The 23,692-nt window shown below is 39.6% G+C and carries 23 protein-coding genes and 1 riboswitch; of the genes, 11 read left to right on the top strand and 12 right to left on the bottom strand.

The annotated features are described in order from the left end of the window. Positions 1 to 64 precede the first annotated feature (64 nt). From ACE1CA_RS22275 to ald, 4 genes are all read right to left on the bottom strand, one after another. Positions 65 to 2,071 (bottom strand): diguanylate cyclase domain-containing protein, encoded by a 2,007-nt coding sequence (locus tag ACE1CA_RS22275; RefSeq protein WP_413281637.1) that lies wholly within the window; start codon positions 2,069 to 2,071, stop codon positions 65 to 67. Beyond that, positions 2,068 to 2,679 carry a chemotaxis protein CheC gene (locus ACE1CA_RS22270; protein WP_413281636.1) on the bottom strand — a complete coding sequence of 204 codons (612 nt, stop codon included), beginning with the start codon at positions 2,677 to 2,679 and terminating at the stop codon, positions 2,068 to 2,070. The genes ACE1CA_RS22275 and ACE1CA_RS22270 overlap by 4 nt, the downstream gene beginning before the upstream one ends. Continuing rightward, positions 2,663 to 3,061, bottom strand: a complete 399-nt coding sequence (locus tag ACE1CA_RS22265) for a response regulator (RefSeq protein ID WP_413281635.1) — start codon at positions 3,059 to 3,061, stop codon at positions 2,663 to 2,665. Before ACE1CA_RS22265 ends, ACE1CA_RS22270 begins: the two co-directional genes overlap by 17 nt. 484 nt (positions 3,062 to 3,545) lie before the next feature. Then, complete coding sequence (gene ald / locus ACE1CA_RS22260; protein ID WP_413281634.1) at positions 3,546 to 4,652, bottom strand: alanine dehydrogenase; 1,107 nt, start codon at positions 4,650 to 4,652, stop codon at positions 3,546 to 3,548. A 91-nt stretch (positions 4,653 to 4,743) separates the two neighbouring features. On the opposite strand from ald, the gene ACE1CA_RS22255 reads away from it, so the two are divergent. Continuing rightward, a complete protein-coding gene (locus tag ACE1CA_RS22255) occupies positions 4,744 to 4,869 on the top strand; it encodes a hypothetical protein (protein WP_486517485.1) in 126 nt (41 codons plus the stop codon). Between the two features lies 1 nt (position 4,870). Here the strand turns inward: ACE1CA_RS22255 and ACE1CA_RS22250 are convergent, their stop codons facing one another. Next, a complete protein-coding gene (locus ACE1CA_RS22250; protein ID WP_486517484.1) occupies positions 4,871 to 6,061 on the bottom strand; it encodes a S66 peptidase family protein in 1,191 nt (396 codons plus the stop codon). 72 nt (positions 6,062 to 6,133) lie between these two features. Here ACE1CA_RS22250 and ACE1CA_RS22245 point away from each other — a divergent pair, with 72 nt between their 5' ends. From ACE1CA_RS22245 to ACE1CA_RS22225, 5 genes are all read left to right on the top strand, one after another. Then, positions 6,134 to 8,452, top strand: a complete 2,319-nt coding sequence (locus tag ACE1CA_RS22245) for a response regulator (RefSeq protein WP_413277715.1) — start codon at positions 6,134 to 6,136, stop codon at positions 8,450 to 8,452. Between the two features lie 170 nt (positions 8,453 to 8,622). Continuing rightward, positions 8,623 to 13,350, top strand: a complete 4,728-nt coding sequence (locus tag ACE1CA_RS22240; RefSeq protein WP_413277716.1) for a PAS domain S-box protein — start codon at positions 8,623 to 8,625, stop codon at positions 13,348 to 13,350. A gap of 42 nt (positions 13,351 to 13,392) precedes the next feature. Continuing rightward, complete coding sequence (locus ACE1CA_RS22235) at positions 13,393 to 13,740, top strand: GIY-YIG nuclease family protein (RefSeq protein WP_413277717.1); 348 nt, start codon at positions 13,393 to 13,395, stop codon at positions 13,738 to 13,740. Beyond that, positions 13,741 to 13,956, top strand: a complete 216-nt coding sequence (locus ACE1CA_RS22230) for a hypothetical protein (protein WP_413277718.1) — start codon at positions 13,741 to 13,743, stop codon at positions 13,954 to 13,956. It abuts the gene before it with no gap. 186 nt (positions 13,957 to 14,142) lie between these two features. Beyond that, on the top strand, positions 14,143 to 14,409 hold the full coding sequence (locus ACE1CA_RS22225; protein ID WP_486517483.1) for a hypothetical protein: 267 nt from the start codon (positions 14,143 to 14,145) through the stop codon (positions 14,407 to 14,409). Here the strand turns inward: ACE1CA_RS22225 and ACE1CA_RS22220 are convergent. From ACE1CA_RS22220 to ACE1CA_RS22200, 5 genes are all read right to left on the bottom strand, one after another. After that, entirely contained in the window at positions 14,339 to 15,460 is a 1,122-nt protein-coding gene (locus ACE1CA_RS22220) for a WD40 repeat domain-containing protein (protein ID WP_413277719.1), read from the bottom strand. The genes ACE1CA_RS22225 and ACE1CA_RS22220 overlap by 71 nt on opposite strands. Next, positions 15,435 to 15,887: a heavy metal-responsive transcriptional regulator gene (locus ACE1CA_RS22215; RefSeq protein ID WP_413277720.1), complete on the bottom strand. Its 453-nt coding sequence runs from the start codon at positions 15,885 to 15,887 to the stop codon at positions 15,435 to 15,437. The genes ACE1CA_RS22220 and ACE1CA_RS22215 overlap by 26 nt, the downstream gene beginning before the upstream one ends. A 128-nt stretch (positions 15,888 to 16,015) precedes the next feature. Then, the gene (locus ACE1CA_RS22210) at positions 16,016 to 16,318 is read right to left on the bottom strand and encodes a hypothetical protein (protein ID WP_413277721.1); all 303 of its coding nucleotides are present in this window, start codon (positions 16,316 to 16,318) and stop codon (positions 16,016 to 16,018) included. A 198-nt stretch (positions 16,319 to 16,516) separates the two neighbouring features. Continuing rightward, positions 16,517 to 16,711, bottom strand: coding sequence for a hypothetical protein (locus ACE1CA_RS22205; RefSeq protein ID WP_413277722.1), 195 nt, complete (start codon positions 16,709 to 16,711; stop codon positions 16,517 to 16,519). A 189-nt stretch (positions 16,712 to 16,900) separates the two neighbouring features. Next, positions 16,901 to 17,158: a DUF1830 domain-containing protein gene (locus ACE1CA_RS22200; RefSeq protein ID WP_413277723.1), complete on the bottom strand. Its 258-nt coding sequence runs from the start codon at positions 17,156 to 17,158 to the stop codon at positions 16,901 to 16,903. 252 nt (positions 17,159 to 17,410) lie between these two features. Further along, positions 17,411 to 17,565, top strand: a riboswitch (cyclic di-AMP (ydaO/yuaA leader). 85 nt (positions 17,566 to 17,650) lie between these two features. Here ACE1CA_RS22200 and ntrB point away from each other — a divergent pair. The 5 genes from ntrB (at position 17,651) to ACE1CA_RS22175 (ending at position 23,142) form a co-directional block, all read left to right on the top strand. After that, on the top strand, positions 17,651 to 18,502 hold the full coding sequence (gene ntrB / locus ACE1CA_RS22195) for a nitrate ABC transporter permease (protein WP_413277724.1): 852 nt from the start codon (positions 17,651 to 17,653) through the stop codon (positions 18,500 to 18,502). Between the two features lie 173 nt (positions 18,503 to 18,675). Further along, complete coding sequence (locus ACE1CA_RS22190; RefSeq protein ID WP_413277725.1) at positions 18,676 to 20,106, top strand: ABC transporter substrate-binding protein; 1,431 nt, start codon at positions 18,676 to 18,678, stop codon at positions 20,104 to 20,106. Between the two features lie 23 nt (positions 20,107 to 20,129). Then, positions 20,130 to 20,969, top strand: coding sequence for an ABC transporter ATP-binding protein (locus ACE1CA_RS22185; RefSeq protein ID WP_413277726.1), 840 nt, complete (start codon positions 20,130 to 20,132; stop codon positions 20,967 to 20,969). A gap of 26 nt (positions 20,970 to 20,995) precedes the next feature. Continuing rightward, positions 20,996 to 21,697 (top strand): universal stress protein, encoded by a 702-nt coding sequence (locus ACE1CA_RS22180; RefSeq protein WP_413277727.1) that lies wholly within the window; start codon positions 20,996 to 20,998, stop codon positions 21,695 to 21,697. A gap of 107 nt (positions 21,698 to 21,804) precedes the next feature. After that, entirely contained in the window at positions 21,805 to 23,142 is a 1,338-nt protein-coding gene (locus tag ACE1CA_RS22175) for an ArsB/NhaD family transporter (RefSeq protein WP_413277728.1), read from the top strand. On the opposite strand, the gene ACE1CA_RS22170 is transcribed toward ACE1CA_RS22175, so the two are convergent. Together ACE1CA_RS22170 and ACE1CA_RS22165 are read right to left on the bottom strand one after the other, a co-directional pair. After that, positions 23,098 to 23,271, bottom strand: a complete 174-nt coding sequence (locus tag ACE1CA_RS22170; protein WP_413277729.1) for a hypothetical protein — start codon at positions 23,269 to 23,271, stop codon at positions 23,098 to 23,100. The genes ACE1CA_RS22175 and ACE1CA_RS22170 overlap by 45 nt on opposite strands. 179 nt (positions 23,272 to 23,450) lie before the next feature. Beyond that, entirely contained in the window at positions 23,451 to 23,654 is a 204-nt protein-coding gene (locus ACE1CA_RS22165) for a chlorophyll a/b-binding protein (protein WP_413272785.1), read from the bottom strand. Positions 23,655 to 23,692: the final 38 nt, after the last annotated feature.

Raw genomic sequence — 23,692 nt, 5'->3', positions numbered from 1 at the left:
TTATATTATGGGAAAAACCGACTTGGGAGTATTACTACATTGTCAAACGGGAGTACGATCGCTTTTAAACTATAGTTGATTCTACTCTCAGACCGATCGCGCAATTTCTCCCCGCTTGCTTTGCTTGATAAAGTGCTCTGTCTGCTGCTTCAATTAGCTTGGCAGGCCAACAGCGATGATTGGGAACTACGCTAGTAATTCCCACACTAATAGTTACGTATTTACTGATAGCGGAACCTGAATGGGGAAGCTTCAATCCGAGCACGTTTTTTCTGAGAGTTTCTGCTACATGATGTGCGCCATCTATGGGAGTACGAGGGAGTACGATCGCAAATTCTTCGCCTCCGTAACGTGCTACTAAATCCGCTGGTCTTTTTACTGCTTGGCGAATGGCGATCGCTACTTCTTGTAAACAAAAATCTCCAGCTTGATGTCCATAAGTATCATTATATTTTTTGAAAAAATCCACATCGCAAATAATCAAAGATAACGGTGCTTGTTCTCTTTCTAATCTGCGCCATTCCTTTGTTAAATATTCGTCAAATCGCCGCCGATTTGCCAATTGAGTTAAGCTATCTGATGATGCTAACCGAGATAATTCTTGATTCGCTGCTTGCAGTTTTTGGTAAAGTTCTGCTTGTTGAATGGCGATCGTTAATTGATTAGCCAATTCTTTCATTAAATCTACTTCTAATTCTTGCCATTTTCTCGTTGATTGGCAATGATGCACCATCAGAACACCCCATAAATTCTTACCTTGGCGAATTGGCACTTCTAAAGAAGATTTTACTTGCCATTTTTGCAGTAATATTTTATGCCAGCAAAGGCAGCTTTCATTACATAAACTATCGATTTTTCTAATTCCCTCTTGATTATAGCAACAGGAATAATTTTCCTTAAAATAACAATTTGGTATCCTATATTTCAAAATACTTCGGCAATCGTCGGCTTTTGATTCTACGGTAATCATTCCTATGTTAGATTGTTCATTTTCTCCAGCCATAGTCTGTTGAAATTGGCAAACGCTGACTCGATCGGCTTGCAAAAAATGGCGCACTTCTGTTACCGCAGTGTCAAGAACTTCATTTAAGTTTAAAGAACGGTGAATTTGTTGGGTAATTCCCGCCATTAATCTTTCTTTTTCTATTTGCAAATGCAAAGCTGCTTCAGCTTGTTTGCGTTCGCTAATATCCTGTGCTGTTCCTAAAATTTGTTGCGGTTTTCCATCAGCTGTTCTAGTAAAAATTACTTCTCGACAATGAAACCAACGCCATTCTCCCGAACTATGACGCACCTGATAATCAATTTCAATTATATCTCCGTCCTGAGCCTGAGCGAATTTGGCAAAGTGTGCTGGTAACTGCTTTAAATCTTCTAATTTAATCAATTCCGCAAAGTTATTTAAATTCATTGCTTGAATTTCTGCAATAGAATATCCCAGTAATACATTGACTTGCTCGTTAACATAAAATATTTGTTGATTAAATAAATTATAAATATATATAATATAGGGAGCAGTATCAGCGACTTTTTGAATAAAATGCTGGCTTTGTCGCAGTTCTTGTTCTACCTTTCGGCGCTCGTTAATTTCTTCTAAAGCTCGATCGCGCATATTGCGATAGTCTTGGATGCGTTGGGTTAGATCGGTGACATCTTCAATGACAAATAACGCATAAAATGGTTGTTTTTGGGGAGCGCGATCGTCAATCTCTTCACTCTCTTTCACCTGAGAATTAACCGCTGGTACAGCTGTTACCGTAGTATGCTGAATCCGCCATCTACCATCAGGTAACTGACAAGGAATAATGGATTTATGTAATTGGGAAGAAAAGAGCGTTGGCGGACCACCAGAAAAAATTTGCTGTAAGCGGAAAATATATTTTGGTTGGTGTAAATGAGGAAAGTAAACACTAATATTTTTTCCTAAAATATCATGGCGAGAAATCCCCGTCCAATTTTCTAAACAGCGGTTCCAAAACACTACGTTGAAATCTTCTCGGAGAATGCAAGCTCCTTCAGGAACGCGATCGAGAATTCCGAATTCTTTTTGAGCTAATTCTAAATCATTCATAATGCTTCACCAAAAGTTAGATCGATCGCTTTAAGTAGAGCATCCAAAGAACCAATAGTAAACATTAAAATAATGTCTCCAGAAATCTGCAATTGCTCGATCTTAAAATAGGTACGAGCTAAGAGAATTTTCGTATTCTCATCAATATCTGCAAAAATGGGAAAGTCATTTACATTACTTTCAGTATAAGCAGGTAAAGAATAATCTAAATGTTCAATTAACGCATTACTTAAAGAACCCATTATTCCATTAAGAACAATATTTCCCACTTCCAGCAAAGCTCCAATTTTCACCACATCCAAATCGGGTGTTCCCGGCGCTTCTCCTGTGAGAACTGATACCAAATGAGCCGCACTTTCTGAGGGAAAGACTAACTCAGAAGTCCCGCTAAACGAGCCAGAAAAACTTAACTGCACTGTCGCCAATAAACTATTATCAAATTGGCTTTTTAATTCTAGTTTTAACTCTTCAGGAGATAGCAATCTTACTTCTGGAATATTTAGCTGAATTGGCGAATCGAGCATATCATTTAATACGCCAGCTGCTCGACCTACACCAATATTAACTAATTCCTGTAAAGCGTCTATATGACTAACTGTTAGTTTCATAAATTTCTTCTATGGGTAGATTTTCTAATGCTTTATCGATCCAATGCCGCAGTTCGTCTGGTTTAACTAATTTGTGTATAACTGTCATTGCTCCTAATCGTAAACATTCTACTCGCGTAGTTTCTTGAATATCAGCTGTAATAACAATTGTGGGAATTTTAAATTCTTGCTGACGCATTACTTTAAGAAATTCTATTCCTCCCATTTCCGGCATTAAAATATCTACTAAAATACAATCAGGTCGTTGTTGCTGTTTCTCAAGTATTTCTAAGCCTTCGAGTCCATTTTTCGCCTCCCAGATTGTATGACCTTGTGCTTGTAAAACTCTGCGAAGCAGTTGACGGCTAAGTGCTGCATCTTCGATTATTAGTACTGTTGCCACTCCTGGTTCTCTCCCTTGACATTTTCTACTTTAAATTTTAGTTTTTCTTAGCCTAAAGAAAGTATTTCTATAGAAATTTTAAAGAAGAATCAATAATTAATTTGTATTGAGTTATTTATGTTATTGTTACAGATTATTTGAGCCAGCACAAGATAATTTGGCTCTCCTGTACTTGTGGTGGAAAACCCTGGTTTTAGGGACTGGGGACTGGGGATTAGGGACTGGGAAACCTTGTGGAGTAAGCACTTTGTTAAATAATTAGGTTTACTTATCACCATGAGTACGGGAGAGCCGATAATTTAAACAAATGTATCGCCAGAAGTGATGGAATATGGGAAAAATGTAACTAATTTTCTGATTTATTCTGCATACTTACTGATGAGTTACATAAAAAATTAACAAAGAGACAAAGCAATTAGATTAATTGTTTTGTCCCCTTGTTATGGATTTTGATGGTTAATCTTTACTTTTATGAGCCTTGGCATTACCTTATTTTGTTGGATGGTTCACTCAGGTCGGGAAACACTTCTTTTACTGCTGGGTGTACCAACTGATGATTTTGGACATTTAAGCCTTTAGCCAAAAAAGGATCGATTTGCAAAGCTTTTAAGCCTTGATTGGCGAGTTTGAGGACGTAGGGTAAGGTACTATTGTTAAGGGCTTGGGTGGCAGTCCAAGGAACGGCTCCAGGCATATTGGGTACGCCGTAATGGACGACACCTTCTTCTACGTAGGTTGGTTGGGTGTGGGAAGTGGGATGTAAGGTTTCTACACAACCGCCTTGATCGACTGCGACATCGACTATAACAGAGCCATGACGCATTTGTTTTACGAAGTCACGGGAAATTAGAATGGGGGCGCGTTTTCCTGTAACTAAAACTGCACCAATGAGTAAGTCTGCGTCGATGACATTTTCCTCGATCGTACTAGGACTACTGTAAAGGTATTCGACTCTGGAGCCAAATAAAGTCTCTAAATCAGCTAAGCGGTCTACATTTACGTCAAAAATTTGCACTCGCGCACCCATTCCAATGGCGATGCGTGCTGCTTCCGTACCGACTACACCACCGCCTAAAACCATCACTTTTCCGGGTCTAACGCCGGGAACGCCGCCTAAGAGTACGCCTCGACCTCCTTGTTGACGTTCGAGATATCTGGCTCCAAATTGTACGGCTAAACGTCCAGCGATGATGCTCATGGGTGTGAGCAGGGGAAGTTTACCGTTAGTTAATTCTACGGTTTCGTAAGCGATCGCACTAATCCCACTATCAATTAAAGCTTCGGTCAAAGTGCGATCGGCTGCTAAATGTAGATAAGTAAACAATATTTGTTCTTTTTGCAAAAATTGATACTCAGTTTTTAGTGGTTCTTTAACTTTAACTACCAATTCTCGATCCCAAGCTTCTTTAGCTGTATCCACAATCTTTGCGCCAGCTTGAATGTATTTTTCATCCTCAAAACCCGCACCAGTACCCGCTTGTGTCTCTACGAAAATTTTGTGACCTGCTTCATGCAGCACTCGCACGCTACTAGGACTTAAACCAACTCGAAACTCCTGATCTTTTGTTTCCTTGGGAACGCCTATTTCCATTTGTTACCTCTATTCTGACCCATGTTTTTAGCTTATAGCTAAGACAGAAGAAAATGGGATTCTTTTATACTTGTGACGGGGAGATGGGGGGATGGGGAGATGGGGAGATGGGGAGGTGGGGGGATGGGGAGATGGGGAGATGGGGGGATGGGGAGATGGGGAGATGGGGAGATGGGGAGATGGGGAGGTGGGGGGATGGGGGGATGGGGAAGTTTAACTCAAAACTCAAAACTCAAAACTCCTGCATCTGCATCTAGTTGAGCTAAAATTCCTACGGGTAAGGTAGCATTGGGGCCGTCGTGACCGAAGGGTAGTTCGGAAACAATGGGGATGCCAAGGTCGGAGAGACGATCGCGCAACACTTCTTCGATCGCTAAACTGGGAATATTGGGTGGCGCTTCACAACGACTGAATCTCCCTAAAGCAATGCCTTTGACTTTGGAGAAAATTCCACTCATCCGCCATTGCGTTAATTGTCGGTCAATGCGGTAGGGAAATTCAGTGACATCTTCCAACGCCAAAATTACTCCATCTAATTCCGGTTGCAATGGCGTACCTAACAAATGAGTCGCAACTGTTAAATTAGCTGGAAGTAAAACGCCGCTAACTTTACCACCACCCCAACCTACACCGGACAAAGGTTTAAGGCAACGTCCTTCTACCCAATCAAACAACCTTTCAATTGACCATTCTGGCTCATTTGCGATCGTAGTTAACATCGGTCCATGCACGCCAGAAATCCCAACTTTTCCCAAACTCCAAAGTAGCGCCGTCACGTCGGAAAAACCAATTAACCATTTGATTGGCGACTGGGAAGAAGAGATAGGGAGGTGGGGAGGTAGGGGGATGGGGGGAATTTCTAGCTCCAGATTTCTCCCCATCTCCCCATCTCCCCATCTCCCCATCTCCCCATCTCCCCATCTCCCCATCTCCCCATCTCCCCATCTCCCCATCTCCCCATCTCCCCATCTCCCCATCTCCCCATCTCCCCATCTCCCCATCTCCCCATCTCCCCATCTCCCCATCTCCCCATCTCCCCATCTCCCCATCTCCCCATCTCCCCATCTCCCCATCCCCCCATCTCCCCATCTCCCCATCTCCCCATCTCCCCAAGTCCAATCCTCCAACAACCGAGCACTCCCAAAACCGCCTCTGGCGCAGAGAATACCCTTGACATCTGGATTAAACCATGCTTCTTTTAATTGATAGCGACGATGTTGGTCTTGACCAGCTAAGTATCCCCAGCGTTCGGTGATACCGTCGCAGATTTGGACTTGGTAGCCGTGCTTTCGCCAAATTTCCACACCTTTTTCAAAGGCTGACATTTCGCGCAATGCACCACTAGGCGCGATTACTTTTAGTAAATCTCCGGGTTGCAAAGGTGCAGGAATTTGGCACAATTTAATCATTGGAAACCTTGTATTTTTCAGTGTTAATTGTTAATTGTATTTACCATTAATCGCTAACAAAGAACCAGAGCAATGAGAATTTTGCTGATTGAAGATGACGAAATGCTAACAAATGTGCTGTTAGAGTCTCTGAGTAGTCAGCACTATTTGGTAGATGCGATCGCAGATGGAGAATTAGGCTGGGAATATGCCGAAAGTACGCCTTACGATCTAATTTTAATGGATGTGGGATTGCCGAATTTAGATGGCATTAGCTTATGTAGTAAATTGCGTAATTCTGGGTGCAGCACTCCGATTTTATTGATGACTGCTAAGGATGCAAATAGCGATCGAATTCGTGGATTAGATGCAGGTGCAGACGACTACTTAATTAAACCATTAGATTTAGCCGAACTTCACGCTAGAGTTAGAGCCTTATTGCGGCGAGGAGAAGTTCACCACACCCCCATTTTACAAATAGGAAAACTCAAGTTAGATCCTACCAGTTGTCAGGTAACTTTTAAAGAAAAGCTTTTACCCTTAACCCCTAAAGAATACAATCTTTTAGAATTATTTTTAAGAAACCCTTCGCGAGTTTTCAGTCGCTCCAATATTATCGAACATTTGTGGAATTATGACGATCCACCATTAGAAGAAAGCGTTAAAGCACATATTAAAGGATTGCGCCAAAAATTGCGAAATTCAGGCGCAGGGAATTGGATTGAAAATGTTTATGGATTAGGATATCGCCTCAACCCAGAAGAGGCAAGTGATGAATATCCTCAAATCAACCCTGTCCATACAGAAATAGATCCTGCGCCATCCGTAGAAGAACAATTTAATCAAGCAATGGAGGAAATGTGGCAAAAATATCAAGGTTTAATGACGGAACGTTTAGAAGTTTTACAAACAGCAGCAACAGCTATTCAAACTGGAGAAATAGCCGATGAATTGCGCTTAAGAGCAAGCAAAGAAGCGCATAAATTAGCTGGGGTTTTAGGAATGTTTGAATGGGAAACAGGAACCCTCATTGCTAAAGAAATTGAACAAATTTTGGAGTCAGATAAATTACTTCTCGAAACTAACGTTTTGTCCTTGATTGAAGATTTAGCCAAAGGGATTAAAGACAGAGGAAAAGCAACATCTCAAGCAGAAACCTTAGATCTAAAAGTTCCTATTTCTCCAAAAGCTCCCTCAATCGATACTAGATTATTATTAATCGATCCTAACACAGACCTCGGTAAAAATTTACAAGAACTAACAGAATCAACTGGGGAAAATTGGTCACAAGTAACAACTTTAGAAGCAGCTAAAGATTGGTTGCAAAAAAAATCTCCTGACTTGGTAGTATTGAGTATTGATGAGGTAGGAAAACGTAAGAAAAGCTTGGAATTATTAACAGATTTGGCGCAACGCACGCCAGTAGTTCCTGTGATTGTTCTTGCTGCTGGAGATTGTTTGGTAGATAGAATCACAGTCGCACGTTCTGGAGGCAAAGGATTTTTAACAAAACCTGTAACAGCAAGTCAAATTTGGGATTTAGCTTCGCAAATTTTACAGCAAAGTCGCCGCCAAACAATTAATTTATTAGTAGTAGATGATGACCCAGTTTTTCTGGCAACTTTACCTCCAATGTTGTCACCTTGGGGAATGCGAATCACAGGTTTAGACGATCCTTTAAAGTTTTGGGAAGTGTTAAAAAGTGTTTCCCCAAATTTGCTAATTTTAGATGTAGAAATGCCTAATATTAGCGGAATTGAACTTTGTCAGGCGGTGCGTAACGATCCGAATTGGCAAGAGTTACCAATTTTGTTTTTAACTGCTCATAAAGATGTGAATATTATTCAACAAGTGTTTGCTGCTGGTGCAGATGATTATTTGGTGAAACCTGTGTTAGCAGTAGAATTATTAACGAGAATTACTAATCGTTTGGAACGAAATCGGTTACTGCAAACTCTTTCGACTAAAGATCCTTTAACTGGGGTTTTAAATCAGTTAAAATCTAGTCGAGATTTGGAAAGTTTGCTGCAACAAGGTGCAATAAATCAATATGCTGTTTGTTTGGCAATTTTTAAGTTTTATCAATTGCGTCAAGTTAATATTCAATATGGGCATAATGTGGGAAATCAGGTGTTACAAAGGTGGAGTCAATTGTTGCAATCTGCTTTTCGGGGTGATGAGGTTTTGGGTTATTGGGGAGATGGCGAATTTGTGGTGGGGATGCCTGGTTTAACTAAGTCGGAAGTGAGCGATCGCTTAACTGATATATTAACTAATATAAGAAAACAAGTGTTTTCTGCACCCGATGGTAGTCGTTTTCAAGTAAGTTGCAATTTCGCAATTGTAGAATATCCGACAGAGGGAATGACGCTACAATCTCTTTATCAAGTCGCTAGTAAATCTTTAGATTGATTTAAGTTTGAGTTGAACCGCAGAGTCACAAAGCGCATAGAGGAGAAAGACAGAGTAAGAAGGTTTATTTAATACTTTTGAGTTGAAAATCAACAAATAGAAATTTGCCATTTTAAAATCTAAAGTCTAAGATCTAAAATCGATTGACTTTTCAATAGGGAACCTAAATTATGGGCAGCAAAAAGTCAAAGTCGGTAAATCAACTGCAAGCAACTATTAGCAAAATGGAAGTGGCGCTAAATACGATCGCAAATGCAGTTGTTTTTTTAGGCGAAAATCACCAAATAGAATGGTATAATTCTGCATTTACTAACCTCATCGGAGCAACCTCTTCAATTATTGGGAATAATTTTTGTGAATTATTTCCTTTAAAACAAGCAGGAAAAGCACTAACATTCGATGCTTATCCCGATTTAAAAATTATCAACAGGGAATATGAAACAACTGAGTATGAATTTGTAAAAGGCGATCGCAAATTAAATTTAAAAATATCTGGTAATTTTGTAGAAGTAAGCAAGCATACTTCATCAGCAATTTTAGTAATTGAAGATGTTACTCCTCAAAACAAATCAATAAATCAAGAACAAGAACAGCAAGAATATTTATCTTTATTAAAAGCAACATTAGAATCAACTGCTGATGGAATTTTAGTAGTAAATCGTTCCCGTAATGCCCCAATTTATAATCAGAAATTTTTACAAATGTGGGGAATGCCAGAAGAATTATTATTTCCAGGTAAAGAAGATGAAAGACTGCAATTTTTAGCTCAACAAACAAAAGATCCAGAAGAATTTGTTGCCAAAATTTGGGATTTATTTCTTAATCGTCCAGAAGCAATAGTATTAGATTTAGTAGAATTTAAAGACGGTCGAATTTTTGAGCGTTATTCTCAACCACAGTGGAAAGATCGGGAAATTATTGGTAGAGTTTGGAGTTTTCGTGATATTACAGAACAGAAGAAAATAGAAGAAAGATTGAGGTTTAGTCAGTTTGCGTTAGATCAAATTTCTGATAATGTTGCTTGTTGCGATCAAGAGGGAAAAATATATTACGTTAATCAAGCTTCTTGTCGATTAGTAGGATTTTCTAGAGAAGAATTATTGGGTTTAACAGTTCACGATCTCGATCCTAATTATCCGAAAGAAGTTTGGCCCGAACATTGGCGAGAACTTAAAGAAAAAGGGACTTTGACTTTTGAAACTCTCATGCGTTCTAAGACAGGAGAGTTAATTCCTATAGAAGTCTCGGCCTATTATTTAGAATTTGATGGTAAAGAGTTGGATTTTAGCTTTTCTAAAAATATCACAGAACGTAAACAAGCAGAAGAAGCTTTGCGCCGCAGTGAATTAAGATTTCGGCGGTTGTTTGAAAACTCACAAGTAGGAATTGTGCTGACAAGAATTGAAGATGGATTAATTTTAGATGCTAATCAAAAATTTCTTGAACTAACAGGATATAGCTCTCCAGATCGGGTAATTAAAAAGAAATATACTACAGACTTTTATATTCATCAAAGCGATCGCCAAACCGCTGTCAATCAAGTATTACAAAACGGTCAAATAAACAACTACGAAGTCCAATTTCGCCGTTGCGATGGCACCACACTTTGGTTATTATGTTCTGTCCGGTTAAATGTAGAAGAAAATTGTTTAGAAGGTGTAGTAACCGATATTACCGATCGCAAACAATCAGAAGAAGCTTTGCGACGCAGCGAACTAAAATATCGTCATATTTTTGAAAATTCATTAGTAGGAATTGGACGTTCTCGCCTATCAGATGGATTATTTATTGATGCTAATCAACCCTGTGCGGAAATTATCGGTTATCAGTCAGCACAAGAATTAATTGGTAAACGGCGTGCTGGAGAATTTCATGTTAATCCCAATGACCGTACTTGGATGATATCTCAAATGGAACAAAACGGCGAACTTCGCAATTTTGAAATTCAATTATATCGACAAGATGGAGGAATTAGTTGGGGATTATTTTCGGCGCGAATCAATGCCGAAGAATCTTGTTTAGAGTTTATGATTGTGGATATTAGCGATCGCAAACGATTAGAAGAAGAAGTAAAACAATCACAACAATTTTTAAATAGTATTATTAATAACATTCCTTTAGGACTGTTTGCCAAAGATGTTAATAATGATTTTCGTTATGTGTTAATTAACAAAAATTCTGAAAAGATTTTGGGATTTTCTAAAGAACAAGGGCTTGGTTTAAACGATTATGAATTAATTCCACAAGCATCAGCAGACTTTTTCCGCCAACAGGATTTAACGGTAGTAGAACAAGGGACATTACTAGAAGTTCCCGAAATGGAAATTGCTACAGCTAATCAAGAGAAAATTTTAAGCAGAATTTTGAAATTCCCGCTGTTTGATAGTCAAAACCGAATTACACACTTATTATGTATTTCCGAAGATATTACCGATCGCAAACATAGAGAACAAGCTTTAAGATTAATTGTCGAAGGAACGGCAGCGAAAACAGGCGATGAATTCTTTAATACCTGCGTTCGTTATCTCGCTTCTGTATTAAGAGTTCGTTATTCCTTAGTAACTGAATTTGCTAACGAAACTAAAACTAAAGTGCGAACTTTAGCAATTTGGACAGAAAATAGATTAGGAGAAAACTTTGAATATAACTTGCAAGGAACTCCTTGTGAAAGTATTTTATCCGGTCGAACTTGCTACTATCCAGAAAATCTGCCAAAATTGTTTCCTAAAGATGGAGATTTAGTTACTATTAGCGCAGAAAGCTACTTAGGAATTCCTTTAACTAATTCATCCGGGGAAATTTTGGGTCATTTAGCGGTAATGGATGTTAAACCAATGACAAATGACCCTGGAAGAGAACTAATTTTACGAATTTTTGCCGCCCGTACTGGTGCAGAATTAGAACGAAAACAAGCAGAAGAAGCATTAGAAAGTCGAGCGAAAAGAGAAAGTTTAGTTAGTTGTATTTCTCGCCAGTTTATCGACCAAGAATTGAACACCGCACTTAATTTTACTTTAAAAGCGATCGCTCACTTTCTCGGAGTAGAACGTAGTTGTATCTTTGAATTATCAGAAGATCAAAAACAAATTTCCTTAATCGGTGAATGGTGCGCTCAAGGAATTCAACCATTAGCTAATTATCTCAGATTATCAAACCCTAATACTTTGCCTTGGTTTTCTAGCAATATATTTCACGGTGAATTAATTCAAGTTTCCTCAATTTCCGACCTTCCTCCCGAAGCAACAGCAGAAAGAGCCATGTTGCAAACTCAATCAATTAAATCTTTAATAGTTGCGCCTTTAATTCACTCTAGTAAAGTGATTGGATTTTTAGGCGCAGATGTAGTGAAATTCACTAAAAATTGGAGCGAAGATGATATTAGTTTGCTCAAATTAGTCGGAGAAATTACAGCTATTGGTATTGCCAGACATAAAGCCGAAGAAGCATTAAGAGTTGCTAAAGAAGCTGCGGAAGCTGCTAATACTGCTAAGAGCACTTTTTTAGCAAATATGAGTCATGAACTGCGTACCCCGTTAAATGCAATTCTAGGTTTTGCTCAATTAATGGAAAGAGATGCTGCTTTAACTGCGCGTCAAAAAGCATCTCTCGCCACCATTAACCGCAGTGGAGAACATTTACTAACCTTAATTAATGATGTGTTAGAAATGTCCAAAATTGAAGCAGGAAGAACTGTTTTACATTCTATACCTTTCGATTTACACAGATTGCTACAAACCCTGCAAGAAATGTTCCAAGCTCGCGCCGAAGCTAAGCAATTATCTTTAGAATTTGATATTGCTACAAATTTACCACAATACGTTTTCACAGATGAAGGTAAACTCCGACAAGTGCTAATTAACTTATTAAGTAATGCTGTTAAATTTACTGAAACAGGAAAAGTCTCTCTTCGCGCTTCTGCAAATCCAATAAACCAAGAATTATCAGAAAGAAATAAACACGATCAAATTACACTTTACTTTGAAGTTCAAGACACAGGTAGAGGCATTGCTCCAGAAGAAATAGATAATTTATTTCAACCTTTTGTGCAAACAACTAGTGGAGCTCAAGCTAGAGAAGGTACAGGTTTAGGGTTAACTATTAGCCGTCAGTTTACTCGGTTGATGGGAGGTGATATTTACGTTAAGAGTATTTTAGGAGTAGGTTCTACTTTCAGCTTTGACATTAAAATTGCTTTAGCTGAATCCTCCGAAGTAGCACCATTATCAACTAATAGGCGAGTGCTTAAAATAGCACCAAATCAACCTAATTATCGAATTTTAGTAGTAGACGATCGCTCCGAGAACCGAGATATAATCGCTCAACTATTAGGAAGTATTGGTTTTGAAGTTCGCACAGCTAACAATGGGCAAGAAGCGATCGCTTGTTGGGAAAACTGGCAACCTCACCTGATTTGGATGGATATGCGAATGCCGATTATGGATGGTTACGAAGCCACTCGGCAAATTAGAAATAAAGCCAATAATAGCTCAATTTTTACCAAAATTATTGCTCTAACTGCTAGTGCCTTTGAAGAACAAAGAACCACCATTATAACCGCAGGTTGCGATGATTTAGTCAGCAAACCTTTCCGGGAACAAGTAATTTTTGATAAACTCACCGAACATATCGGAGTTCGCTTCATTTACGCCGAAGAATCAGAAAATCAAAAAGCAGAAGAAACAGTCGTCAGTGGCAAAGACCTCAAACCTTCAGACTTATCCGTGATGCCATCAGAATGGTTAGCAGAACTGCACCAAGCATCCCTAGAAGTAGATGCGGAAAAAATTAACCAATTAATTACTCAAATTCCCCCATCTCATCAGTTATTAATCGAAGGATTGACTGATTTAGTGCGTCGTTTTTGCTTTGATGAAATTTATGAATTGACAGAGAATTAGGGTGCTTTCGCTGTTCAATAAAATAATAGAGATCGACCTGCAATGAATGCAACCGAAATTTTGAGCTATCTTGCTTTTTCAGACTTTGAGCAAGCGATGGAAATGACTCGTGAGTTTGATTCATTGCCCAAGCGTCCTGGAGTTTATGCAGTTCGTCACCGCATTCAAGGCGTTTTGTATATTGGCAAGACAAATAACTTAGCAACTCGTTTTAACGGTGGACATAAAGCCTTTTTGTGGGCATGGCTCGATCTTTATCCACCTACTGATGTGAGAATTACCTTTTACACACTGGATCGTTGGGGGAATCCCGCTTTATTATCGGAAGTAGAGGCGGCACTTCTAAGAGCAACAGAACCGCCCTACAATGCTCAGATCCCGATGGAGTAGATGATGATGCAAGAAACAAAGGAGTACGAGCAACTTTCACCCACAGCTGGACAAATTATTTTAGAGCAGTTACCAGAGCGGATCAGAAATGCGATCGTTGCGCGTGCTGTTGAAATTGATTATCCCGTTGAAGCGGTGATTGAAATGGCGATCGCAGGTTATCTCGATCCTCATGCAATTGGCTTTGTCGATTGCAAACCCGATCGAAAAGCTTAAAATCGTTTGTTTACTGATATCTTGCACCAAGAGGCGGAGCCTGGAGTTTCTCGTTCCCAGGTTGAACCTGGGAACGAGGTCTTGGAGGTTCTACCTCCTTGTCTAGAGCAAGATCTAAGCGTACATCATCCCTTTGAAAAATGTTATAATAGTAAAGTAAACAAAACTAAATAAAAGGCAACCACAATGGCTCGACAACTCAAGCGTTGGGAATCTCCCCGGAAAGAGGGAAGAAACGACAAAGGTAGAGGCGGTTCTGCAAGAGCGAGACAACTGAAGAAGCAACAACAGATGTTACGCAAGAAACTCAAAGAACAGTCCGAAGACCAAAAACCAAATCAAAAGCAAAAATCAAATCAGAAAAATGTTCAGGGAGGAAAAATTAATTTCCTCCCTGTTTTTTTTGCCCCAATTCTACAGGAATATCCTTATTTATCCCTTCCCAAATTTTGAGTTTGCCATCAAATGCGCCAGTTGCCAGTAAGTTGCCATCAGGACTAAAAGCGACAGTTTGTACCCAATCTGTGTCGATCGCGAGCGATCGCACCTGCTGTCCAGTTCCTAAATCCCAAATTCTTACCCCATCCCTACCCGCACTAACTACAGTCCTTCCATCTGGATGCACCGCAACCGAATTAACTATATTTTGATGACCAACAAGTGTAAAAGATCTGCGAGTTGCCAGGTTCCAAACTTTAACTGTATGGTCATAACTGCTACTCACCAAAGTATTACCATCTGGCGAAAAAGCTAAAGAAGTAATTGCTCCTTGATGTCCGGGTATAGTACCAAGAAATTGACTAGTTTGAATATTCCACAATTGAATAGTTCTATCCCTACCTCCAGTCGCCAAAATTTGCCCGTTCCGACTAATTGCCACCGCATAAACTATTGGTTGTGCTAAGGGTACGCGATTATAAAGTAACCTTTCGGTTTTTAAATCAATTAATTTGATTCCATCCAAACCGCCTGTCACCAAAGTTTGTCCATCTGGGGTAATTGCTAAAGATAAAATATTGTTAAATTCATGAGTTAACATCCGGCTTAATTTGCCATTCTTTAAACTCCAAATTTTTAGCGTGGAATCTTCGCTTCCGCTAGCAATAGTCAGGTTATCGGGAGTAATTGCTAATGCCAGAACTCGGTTACTGTGAGCATTAATTGTGCGAAGTTTATTACCTTTTATCGGGTTCCACAAGCGAATTTTGGTATCAATATCCGTTCCACCACTGGCGAGATATTTACCATCAGGACTGAAAGTTAGAGCGTAAATCGGCCCCCAATGAGCTTTAATATTATGTACAATTCTGACTCTTTGCCAAATGCTTTCCGGGTTTGACAAAGGAGGATTGGGAATTTGGGGAACAGGTGGTGAGGGCAGTTTTTGGGCAATAGTATTAATATCTGCTCGACTGATATCTGTAAAAATTGTGTAGCAGCTAAGACTAGCTAAAACTACAGATCCTATTTGCAAGAATTTAATGGCAATGTTCGGAAGTTTCATCCAAATGTGATTGAATATTAGGGCAGATTATCTCATCTACATCGTCAGATGTTGGTTCTTTCCACTCAGAAAGAAGTTCTTGTAATTCCGATCGCAAAGTCTCCAACGCTGCTATTTGTCGATCGATCGCTTCTAGTTTTGTCTGAATATGTTGCTTAACTTCGTGACAGGGTAACTCCCCCCGATCGTGAATTTCCAAAAATTCCTGAATCTCTTTTAAACTCATCCCCAAAGACTGAGCGCGTTTAATAAAGTCCAGTCGCTTGAGTACTTGAGAATCAAACAATCGATATCCAGAGGAAGCGCGTGTCACCACTGGTGATAGTAAACCAAGTTCTTCGTAATAACGAATCGTTTTTACTGGCAATCCAGTAAATGACGCTACTTCTCCAATTTTGTGGAGTTTGCCTAAAACAGTTTTCGTCATAATTTTAGGTCATTAGATTCAGCGATCGGCAAACAGACAGAAGGTAAGCCAAATTTTTGTCTTCAACCTTTTACCTATTTTCAACTACTCGATCGTTTCTGCTGCACGAGTAACTTTAAATTAACAGCTTACGAGCGTGGAGGACGTTTTTTATTCTGAACGTTTAAGTTAGGTAATTGAGATTGGGAAGGTGTGGGTGGGAGATAAATTTGGGGTGCTTCGGTGGGAATTTCTGCTGGACGACGCTGAAGTATTAACCAACGCAGGACGATCGCCAATGCTACTGTACCGATCCCGAATGTGAGCAACGATACGCGATCGCCAACTCCACCAATCACAGCATCCACCGCCCCAATAGTAATCATAAAACTAACGATCGGTTCTCTGCGGTAGGCTGACCTGAAAAACCTAACATAAGCAGCATTCATCATAAGTAATCTGTCAACTATGTAATCTACTTTTGCTTCAATCTTAGCGCTTACGCTTCCGGGTTCCTATACCCCACTTAACATGAAGTCGAGGAGTAGCAAAAATTTACCTTCCCTACACCCCTACTTCATGTTCTATGACATTGTGCTTCCTAAAGGAAGATTTTCAGGAAAACTTCAGAAAAAACTACAATTCCGTCTTTAATACAGCCCTAACCAAGACAATAATCCTTGACCTGTAACGTACTCAATCAGCAATGTCAGGACAAAACCAATCATCGCTGCTCGACCATTTAAGCGTTCCGCATATTCATTAAAACCAAATTTTGGCTCCTCTAGTTTGGGAGTTGTGGTTGGTTGCGGTTGTGTCGCTGTTGGTTCAAAGCCTTTAGCCATAATCTGTCTAACCCTCTCTTGCTCATTAACAAAACTTTACATTTACATAATAATCTAGGTTTGGCAAGCAAGATGAGGAAACAGGACTGGGGACTCGTGTATCTGGGCAGAAAATTTCCCTCAGTTTCGCTTCCCAGATGGGTAGAAAAAACTGATGGATGACTTCTACCCTCTTGCACTCCGATCGCTCTAGTTGTTAATTTGTAACTTAGCGCAAGGAATAATATCAGACAAAACTTCCTTTCCTTCACTGCCAGTATAAATTGCTAACAGAGCTTTTGGTTCGCCAATAAATAATAATTTCTCACTAGGAAAAACTATACGTTCTAACTTAGAGCTAGAATTATTTTCAATCCGAATGATTTGAATTTCCGTACTAGCATTGGTATAAAAACACAACACTTCTTCAACAGGATTTGCTAAGGATGGTTCAAAAGTTTTTATCATAGTTTTTCGCAAAAAAGGAGAAAAGAGGATTTAATTTTCTCATCGCCAAATTAACAACTTGTTTGAGAGCTTACAATCTAGCTGAGGACAGATGTCAATGTTGAACTTAACAGTAGTTAAGCTAACAATCCCGGAAAACATAAACATTCTTAATTTTAGATCATTATAACTTCAGAGCGATCGCTTTTGTTTGATTCAAGACCAATATTAAGCTTGCATTCAGTTAACTAGAATGCTAAAATCCGAGAGACTTGAGTAAGTCAGCCTAATCTAGGTCAACAAGCCTGGAGCGGAGGAACCAAATTTTGGGGCGCATTTCTGTCATTTTTTGTGAGGAGATAGGCAGAGAAGGATAACTCTCATTCCTAGCCCGTCAGCTAACTTCGTAGGCAACGAGAGGAGACTGAAGAGTTAGAAATTTTTACAGTTTTCTAAACTCATCAGTGTTCTTGGCTGGTACTGCTCAGTAATTTTGTACCCGCTCGTGACACTATGGCAATAAATTTGAATCTGTCTGCGATCGCAGTTGCAGGACAGGCAGCTTGGCGACGCGCAAAACCGATCGCCCTGCGAGATGTAGTTTTACTGCCTGCCTTGGGATTTCTCGGAATCATTATTTTGTGGTGGGTTGTGGCAATTTTTAACTATGAATTAATGCCCACGCCGTTAGAAGCACTAGTTGCTAATTCAGATTACATATTGAATCCTTTTTACCAACGTGGCCCAGGAAATTTGGGAATTGGTTGGTTATTGTTGGCAAGTTTAAGAAGAGTATTGTGGGGATTTTTATTAGGTGCAGTAGTGGCAATTCCTTTAGGATTTTTAATTGGAATGTCCAAACCTGCAATGTTAGCCCTTAATCCCATCATTCAAATTTTTAAACCAGTATCACCTTTGGCTTGGCTGCCGATCGCTTTAGCGATTTTTAATTTGGCAGATCCATCAGCAATTTTTGTGATTTTCATTACCTCTTTGTGGCCGACAATTATTAACACTGCCTTGGGAGTTTCTAGCGTTTCTAAAGATTATATTGATGTGGCAAGAGTGCTAGAAATGAGCCGTTGGCGACGGATTACTAAGATTATTTTGCCTGCAAGTTTGCCCTACATTTTTACTGGATTGCGAATCAGTTTAGGGATTGCTTGGCTGGTAATTGTAGCAGTGGAAATGCTCACAGGTGGGATGGGAATTGGCTTTTTTGTCTGGGATGAATGGAGTCGATTAAATCTAAGTTCTGTGTTTCTCGCAGTGTTAGTAATTGGTGTAACAGGACTACTTCTAGATTTCGCTTTAGGCAAAATTCAAGAATTAGTTACACACCGTCCTAGAACGGCAAATTCGTAATTGGTTATTGGCGATCGGATCTTGGAGCAAGGGAGGTAGAACCTCCAAGATCTTGGAGCAAGGGAGGTAGAACCTCCAAAATCTCGTTCCCAGGTTGAACCTGGGAACGAGATCTCGGAAAAACCGAGGCGGGAGCCTCAGTAGTAGAAATAAATTATCGGTGGAGTTGAGCTATGGGTAACACCGAAAAATCTTCATGGACTCGCAGAGATTTTCTGTTAGGAATGGGTGCGACTGCGACGGGAATGGCGCTGTCTTCTTGTGGAATTTCGGGCGATCGATCTGCGAAAGGATTAACCGAAGAAGCGTTAGCAGTTCAACCTGTAGTTGATCCTAAAAGCTTAGAAAAACCAAATATTACCGTCGGGTATGTTCCCGTAAATGATTGTGCGCCATTTGCGATCGCTTGGAAAAAAGGATTCTTTCGCAAATATGGTTTAAACGTCACTCTCAACCGCGAAGCTAGTTGGGCGACTTCTCGCGACGGGATTATTTTTGGCAGACTCGACGCTTCACCAGTGGTATCTGGTGCGGTGACTAACGCCAGAATTGGTGCAGAAGGCGCACGTCACGCCCCACTTTGCGCCGCAATGACAATTCATCGTCACGGTAACGCGATGACAATGAATCGATCGATGTGGGATTTTGGCATTCGTCCTTGGCGCGATTATAACGGGGATTTGCAAACATTTGGACGAGATTTTCGCAGGTATTTTGAAAGTCAATCTGCCGAAAATAAAGTTTGGGCAGTGGTGTTAAGTTCTGCGATTTATGAATATTTTGTTCGCTATTTATCGGCAGCTGCGGGAGTAAATCCTCTGGCAGAATTTCGGATTATTATTGTACCCCCACCGCAGATGGTGACTAATGTGAGAATTGGGGCAATGCAAGCTTACATGGTAGCGGAACCTTGGAATACTAGAGCGATTAAAGGTAACGAAGGAGTCGGTTTTAGTTTTGCTCAAGGTAAGGAAATTTGGCAAGGACATCCCGATCGCCTTTTAGGGGTAATGGAATCTTTTATTACTAATTACCCAAAGACTTATCGATCGCTGGTAAAAGCAATGATTGAAGCTTGTCAATATTGCAGTAAACCAGAAAATCGCCAGGAAGTTGCTCAATTAATTACAGACCGATCTTTTACGGGAGCGAAACCTAAAAAAGGGCCGATCGATAAATTTACTAGACCCGCAATTGTGGGCGATTATAACTACGGCGGTTTTGATGATAAACAGCGAATTGTCAACTCAGAAGATACAACAATTTTCTTCGATTTACCTGCCAATCTTGCCCGAATTTCCGGCGATCATTCCACCTTTTTATGGCAGTCAGAAAGTATTTGGTTAATGACTCAAGCTGCACGTTGGGGACAAATAAAAGAGTTTCCCAAAAACGCCGAACAATTAGCCCGTAAGGGTTGGAAAACTGACCTCTATCGGGAGATAGCAACAGAAATGGGAATTCAATGTCCCCAGGAAGATTACAAGGTTGAGCCAGCCACAGTATTTATAGACAATAAAGAATTTAACCCCAGCGATCCGGTTGGCTATCTCAATAGTTTTGAGATTCGAGCTAATAGTCTAACTAACATTTTCATGTCCTAATTAATCAAATTCAGGAGCATCCAATGGTTAGGTCTAACTCGGTTTACAGCAATGCTTACGAAGCTTCTTTATCCGATTATGGATTTTTAGAAGTTAGCAATTTAGTTAAGTCTTATCCCACTCCTGATGGCGGTGAATTTGTAGTGCTTAATGGGGTATATTTGACAGTGGGAGAAGATGAATTTATTTCTGTAATCGGACACTCAGGTTGTGGCAAATCGACCTTATTAAAAATAGTTGCGGGTTTGGAAAGAGCAACATCTGGAACAGTAAGAATGGAAGGGAGAGAAATTCGCAAACCCGGAAGCGATCGCATGATGATTTTCCAACATTATGGACTGTTACCTTGGTTAACTGTCCGGGAAAATATTCGTTTAGCAGTGGATGAAGTCCTGAAAGATGCAAAAAGGTCTGAAAAGATTAGCATCGTCAACGAACATCTCGCAATGGTAAATTTAAATGCCGCAGCAGATAAATATCCCGATGAAATTTCTGGGGGAATGAAACAGAGAGTTGGTATTGCCAGAGCTTTAGCTATTCGCCCAAAAATGTTGCTGATGGATGAACCTTTTGGAGCCCTGGACGCTCTAACTAAAAGTAAGTTACAAAAGCAGGTACTTGATATCTGGGAAAGCCACAAACAAGCGGTAATGATGATTACCCATGATGTCGATGAAGCCATTTATATGTCCGATCGCATCGTTTTGATGACTAATGGCCCTGCTGCTACAATAGGAGAGGTTTTGGAGGTACCATTTCCCCATCCACGTAATCGACAAGAAATCCGCGAAACAAAGGAATATTTTGAGTTGCGAAATCACGCCTTAAACTTTTTGGATCGTTATTTTACCCAAGACGAGTAGACATTCATTTACGAGAGGTAAAGCTGGTGAATATCAAACCAATGTTAGTCCGCTTTCAAAGCGCAGTTGGTCGGGATGATTTGGTTGAGCAAATGATATTGCTGCCAGGGAGAAAATCTTCAGTTGCACCAACCACAAAATCTAACAATTCCTTAACTTTTGTAGTTGGTTATAACGGTTCTCCCAACAGTCATACAGCTTTAGACATTACCCTGTTGATGGCTCATCAAACCAGCTTGGCGACAAACAAACAAGTCAGTGTAAAAATTGTTTATGTGATTGATAATCAAGGAAACAGTAAGCTAAAACATTTTACTAGTAATTACACAATTTCTAGTAATTCTTGGAAATTTCCTACAGCCTCAGTATTAAAATCTGTCACCCCTGAGTTAGCTAGACCAAAAATTCAAACTTTGGCGATGAGCGATCGCCAAACAACCACCAAATCTCGCCCAGTACCAACCACTTGTTCCCGCACTTCTATCTTCGAGAAAGCAGACCAAATTTTATGGCAAGCACGTTATTTAGTAGAAGAATGGGGAGATGATTTCATCGCGCATTTACGCATCGGTTCTGTAGCTGAAGAGTTAACCAAAGTTGTGGAATCTGAAGCAGCGGATTTACTATTTTTAGGTTGTCATTCAGCCAATCATTCCTTAGTGCAGAAACTTGGCGATCGATTCCCTTGTCCTGTACTAGGAATTCCCGATTCTATTCCTGAGAAATAACTCAATTTGTTTACGCTACACCTAAATAATCAACCACCTTTACAGAGGTGGTTTTTTTCTGTAATATTCAAGCAATCAAATTATCTAACTTAAGACAGAGGTAATTTATGGAAAATTGGCAAGCTCTAGTTGCTTCCGCAACATTTGTGGGTGTAATCTTCTTAATAATGACTGAGTGGATACATCTAACAATTGCTGCTTTTTTAGGTGCATTGATCCTCGTTTTATTCAATGTCATGACTTTAACTGAAGCCATTGGATATATTAGTCAAAGTCACGGCACTTTAGGTTTATTTTTTGGTGTTATGGTCTTAGTAAGAGCCTTTGAACCCACAAAGGTTTTTGATTATTTAGCTACAAGAATAGTTGTGTTAGCTAAAGGTAGAGGAAATCGATTGTTGTTAGGTATTGTTGCTATTACTACTCCCATTTGTGCCTTTTTACCAAACGCCACAACAGTAATGTTACTAGCACCTTTAGTACCGCCAATGGCAGAGGAAGTAGGAGTAGATTTTGTGCCTTTATTAATTTTAATGGTGTTCGTTGCAAATAGTGCGGGATTATTAACAATTGTTGGCGATCCAGCTACTTTTATTGTTGGTGATGCGGTAAATATTAGCTTTACAGATTATCTAACACGCTTAAGTTTGGGTGGTGTAATTGCTGTACTCACAGTTATAGCTACTTTACCATTTTTATTCCGCAAAATTTGGCAAAAAAAGTTAGATAATCTAGAACAACTACCGCATCCACAAATTAATCATCCTCGCGTTTTAGCAGTAGGAAGTTTGATTATAGCTTTTGTATTAATATTTTTCGTAATTGGGGAAACTTTACCAATTCCCCTTTCTCCTGCTACAGTTGCCCTGTTGGGTGCAGCTTTAGCTTTACTACTTTCTCACCATAGCAAGATAGATACAGTTAATAATATTTTGCGAGATGTAGATTGGAGTACGTTGATATTTTTTATGTGTATCTTTGTCTTAATCGGAGGATTGGAAAAAACGGGAGTTGTGAGCAATTTATCAGGAGTATTATCAGTAATTTTAGGCAAAAATATTGCTCTTGGTTCAATAGTTATTCTCTTTTTTGTTGGTTTAGTTTCTAGCGTTGTGCCTAACATTCCTTTAGTAGTGGCAATGGTACCATTACTTAAACAATATTTAGTTAATGTGGGTTTAGCTCCATCAGAAGTGCTGGCACAAAATTTTACTGGACAATTTCCGGCTGAAGTTTTGCCGTTATTTTATGCAATGATGTTTGGGGCAACTTTAGGGGGAAATGGTACTTTAGTTGGAGCTTCTTCTAATATTGTGGCTGCGGGAATTTCGGAATTACATGGTCGTCGTATATCTTTTAAAAGGTTTTTACATTATGGGATTCCTGTGATGTTGTTACAGTTAATTGCTGCGAGTTTGTATGTAATTATCCGATTTTTGATTTAAGTCTAAATAAGAAGTTTCTTGAATATCTTTAGGGTTAACATTTGGCGGGAAGATGAATAGTTCTTTTCCTTGTTGTTTGGCTTTGCGATGGAGATCGATCGCATCCCCTAATGGTAATAAAACTATCAACAGTGATATTACTTAGAGAGGATATTAATTATCAAAAGGGTCGAGATTTTTAGGATTTATGGATTACACCATAGACAAAATAAGCCAAAAAACTGACGACTAAATTACAAGTCGTCAGTAAAGGAGAGGAGGTTAGATTTTAATGAGCCTATAAAAACAGGACACGCCGCAAAGTTAATTTAGTATCCGATAAAGTGTAATACGTCACGCAGTACACTGTATCCGGCTAAATCCCACAGCAAATAGGCTAAAAAGCCAATCATTGCTAAACGACCATTCCACAGTTCAGCTTGGGGATTCCAGCCAAACAAGAAAGCGTTACGGTCTTTACCGTTATAAGCGGTAGCTACGGGTGGTAAATCGGTAGAAGTGCGAGTTTCCATGCTTAACAGTCCTTAACAATTGCTTACACACTCATAGT

This window comes from Floridaenema evergladense BLCC-F167, from assembly GCF_041929205.2.
Taxonomy (GTDB): Bacteria; Cyanobacteriota; Cyanobacteriia; order Cyanobacteriales; family Aerosakkonemataceae; genus Floridanema; species Floridanema evergladense.
This window is presented reverse-complemented; position numbering and strand designations above follow the sequence as displayed.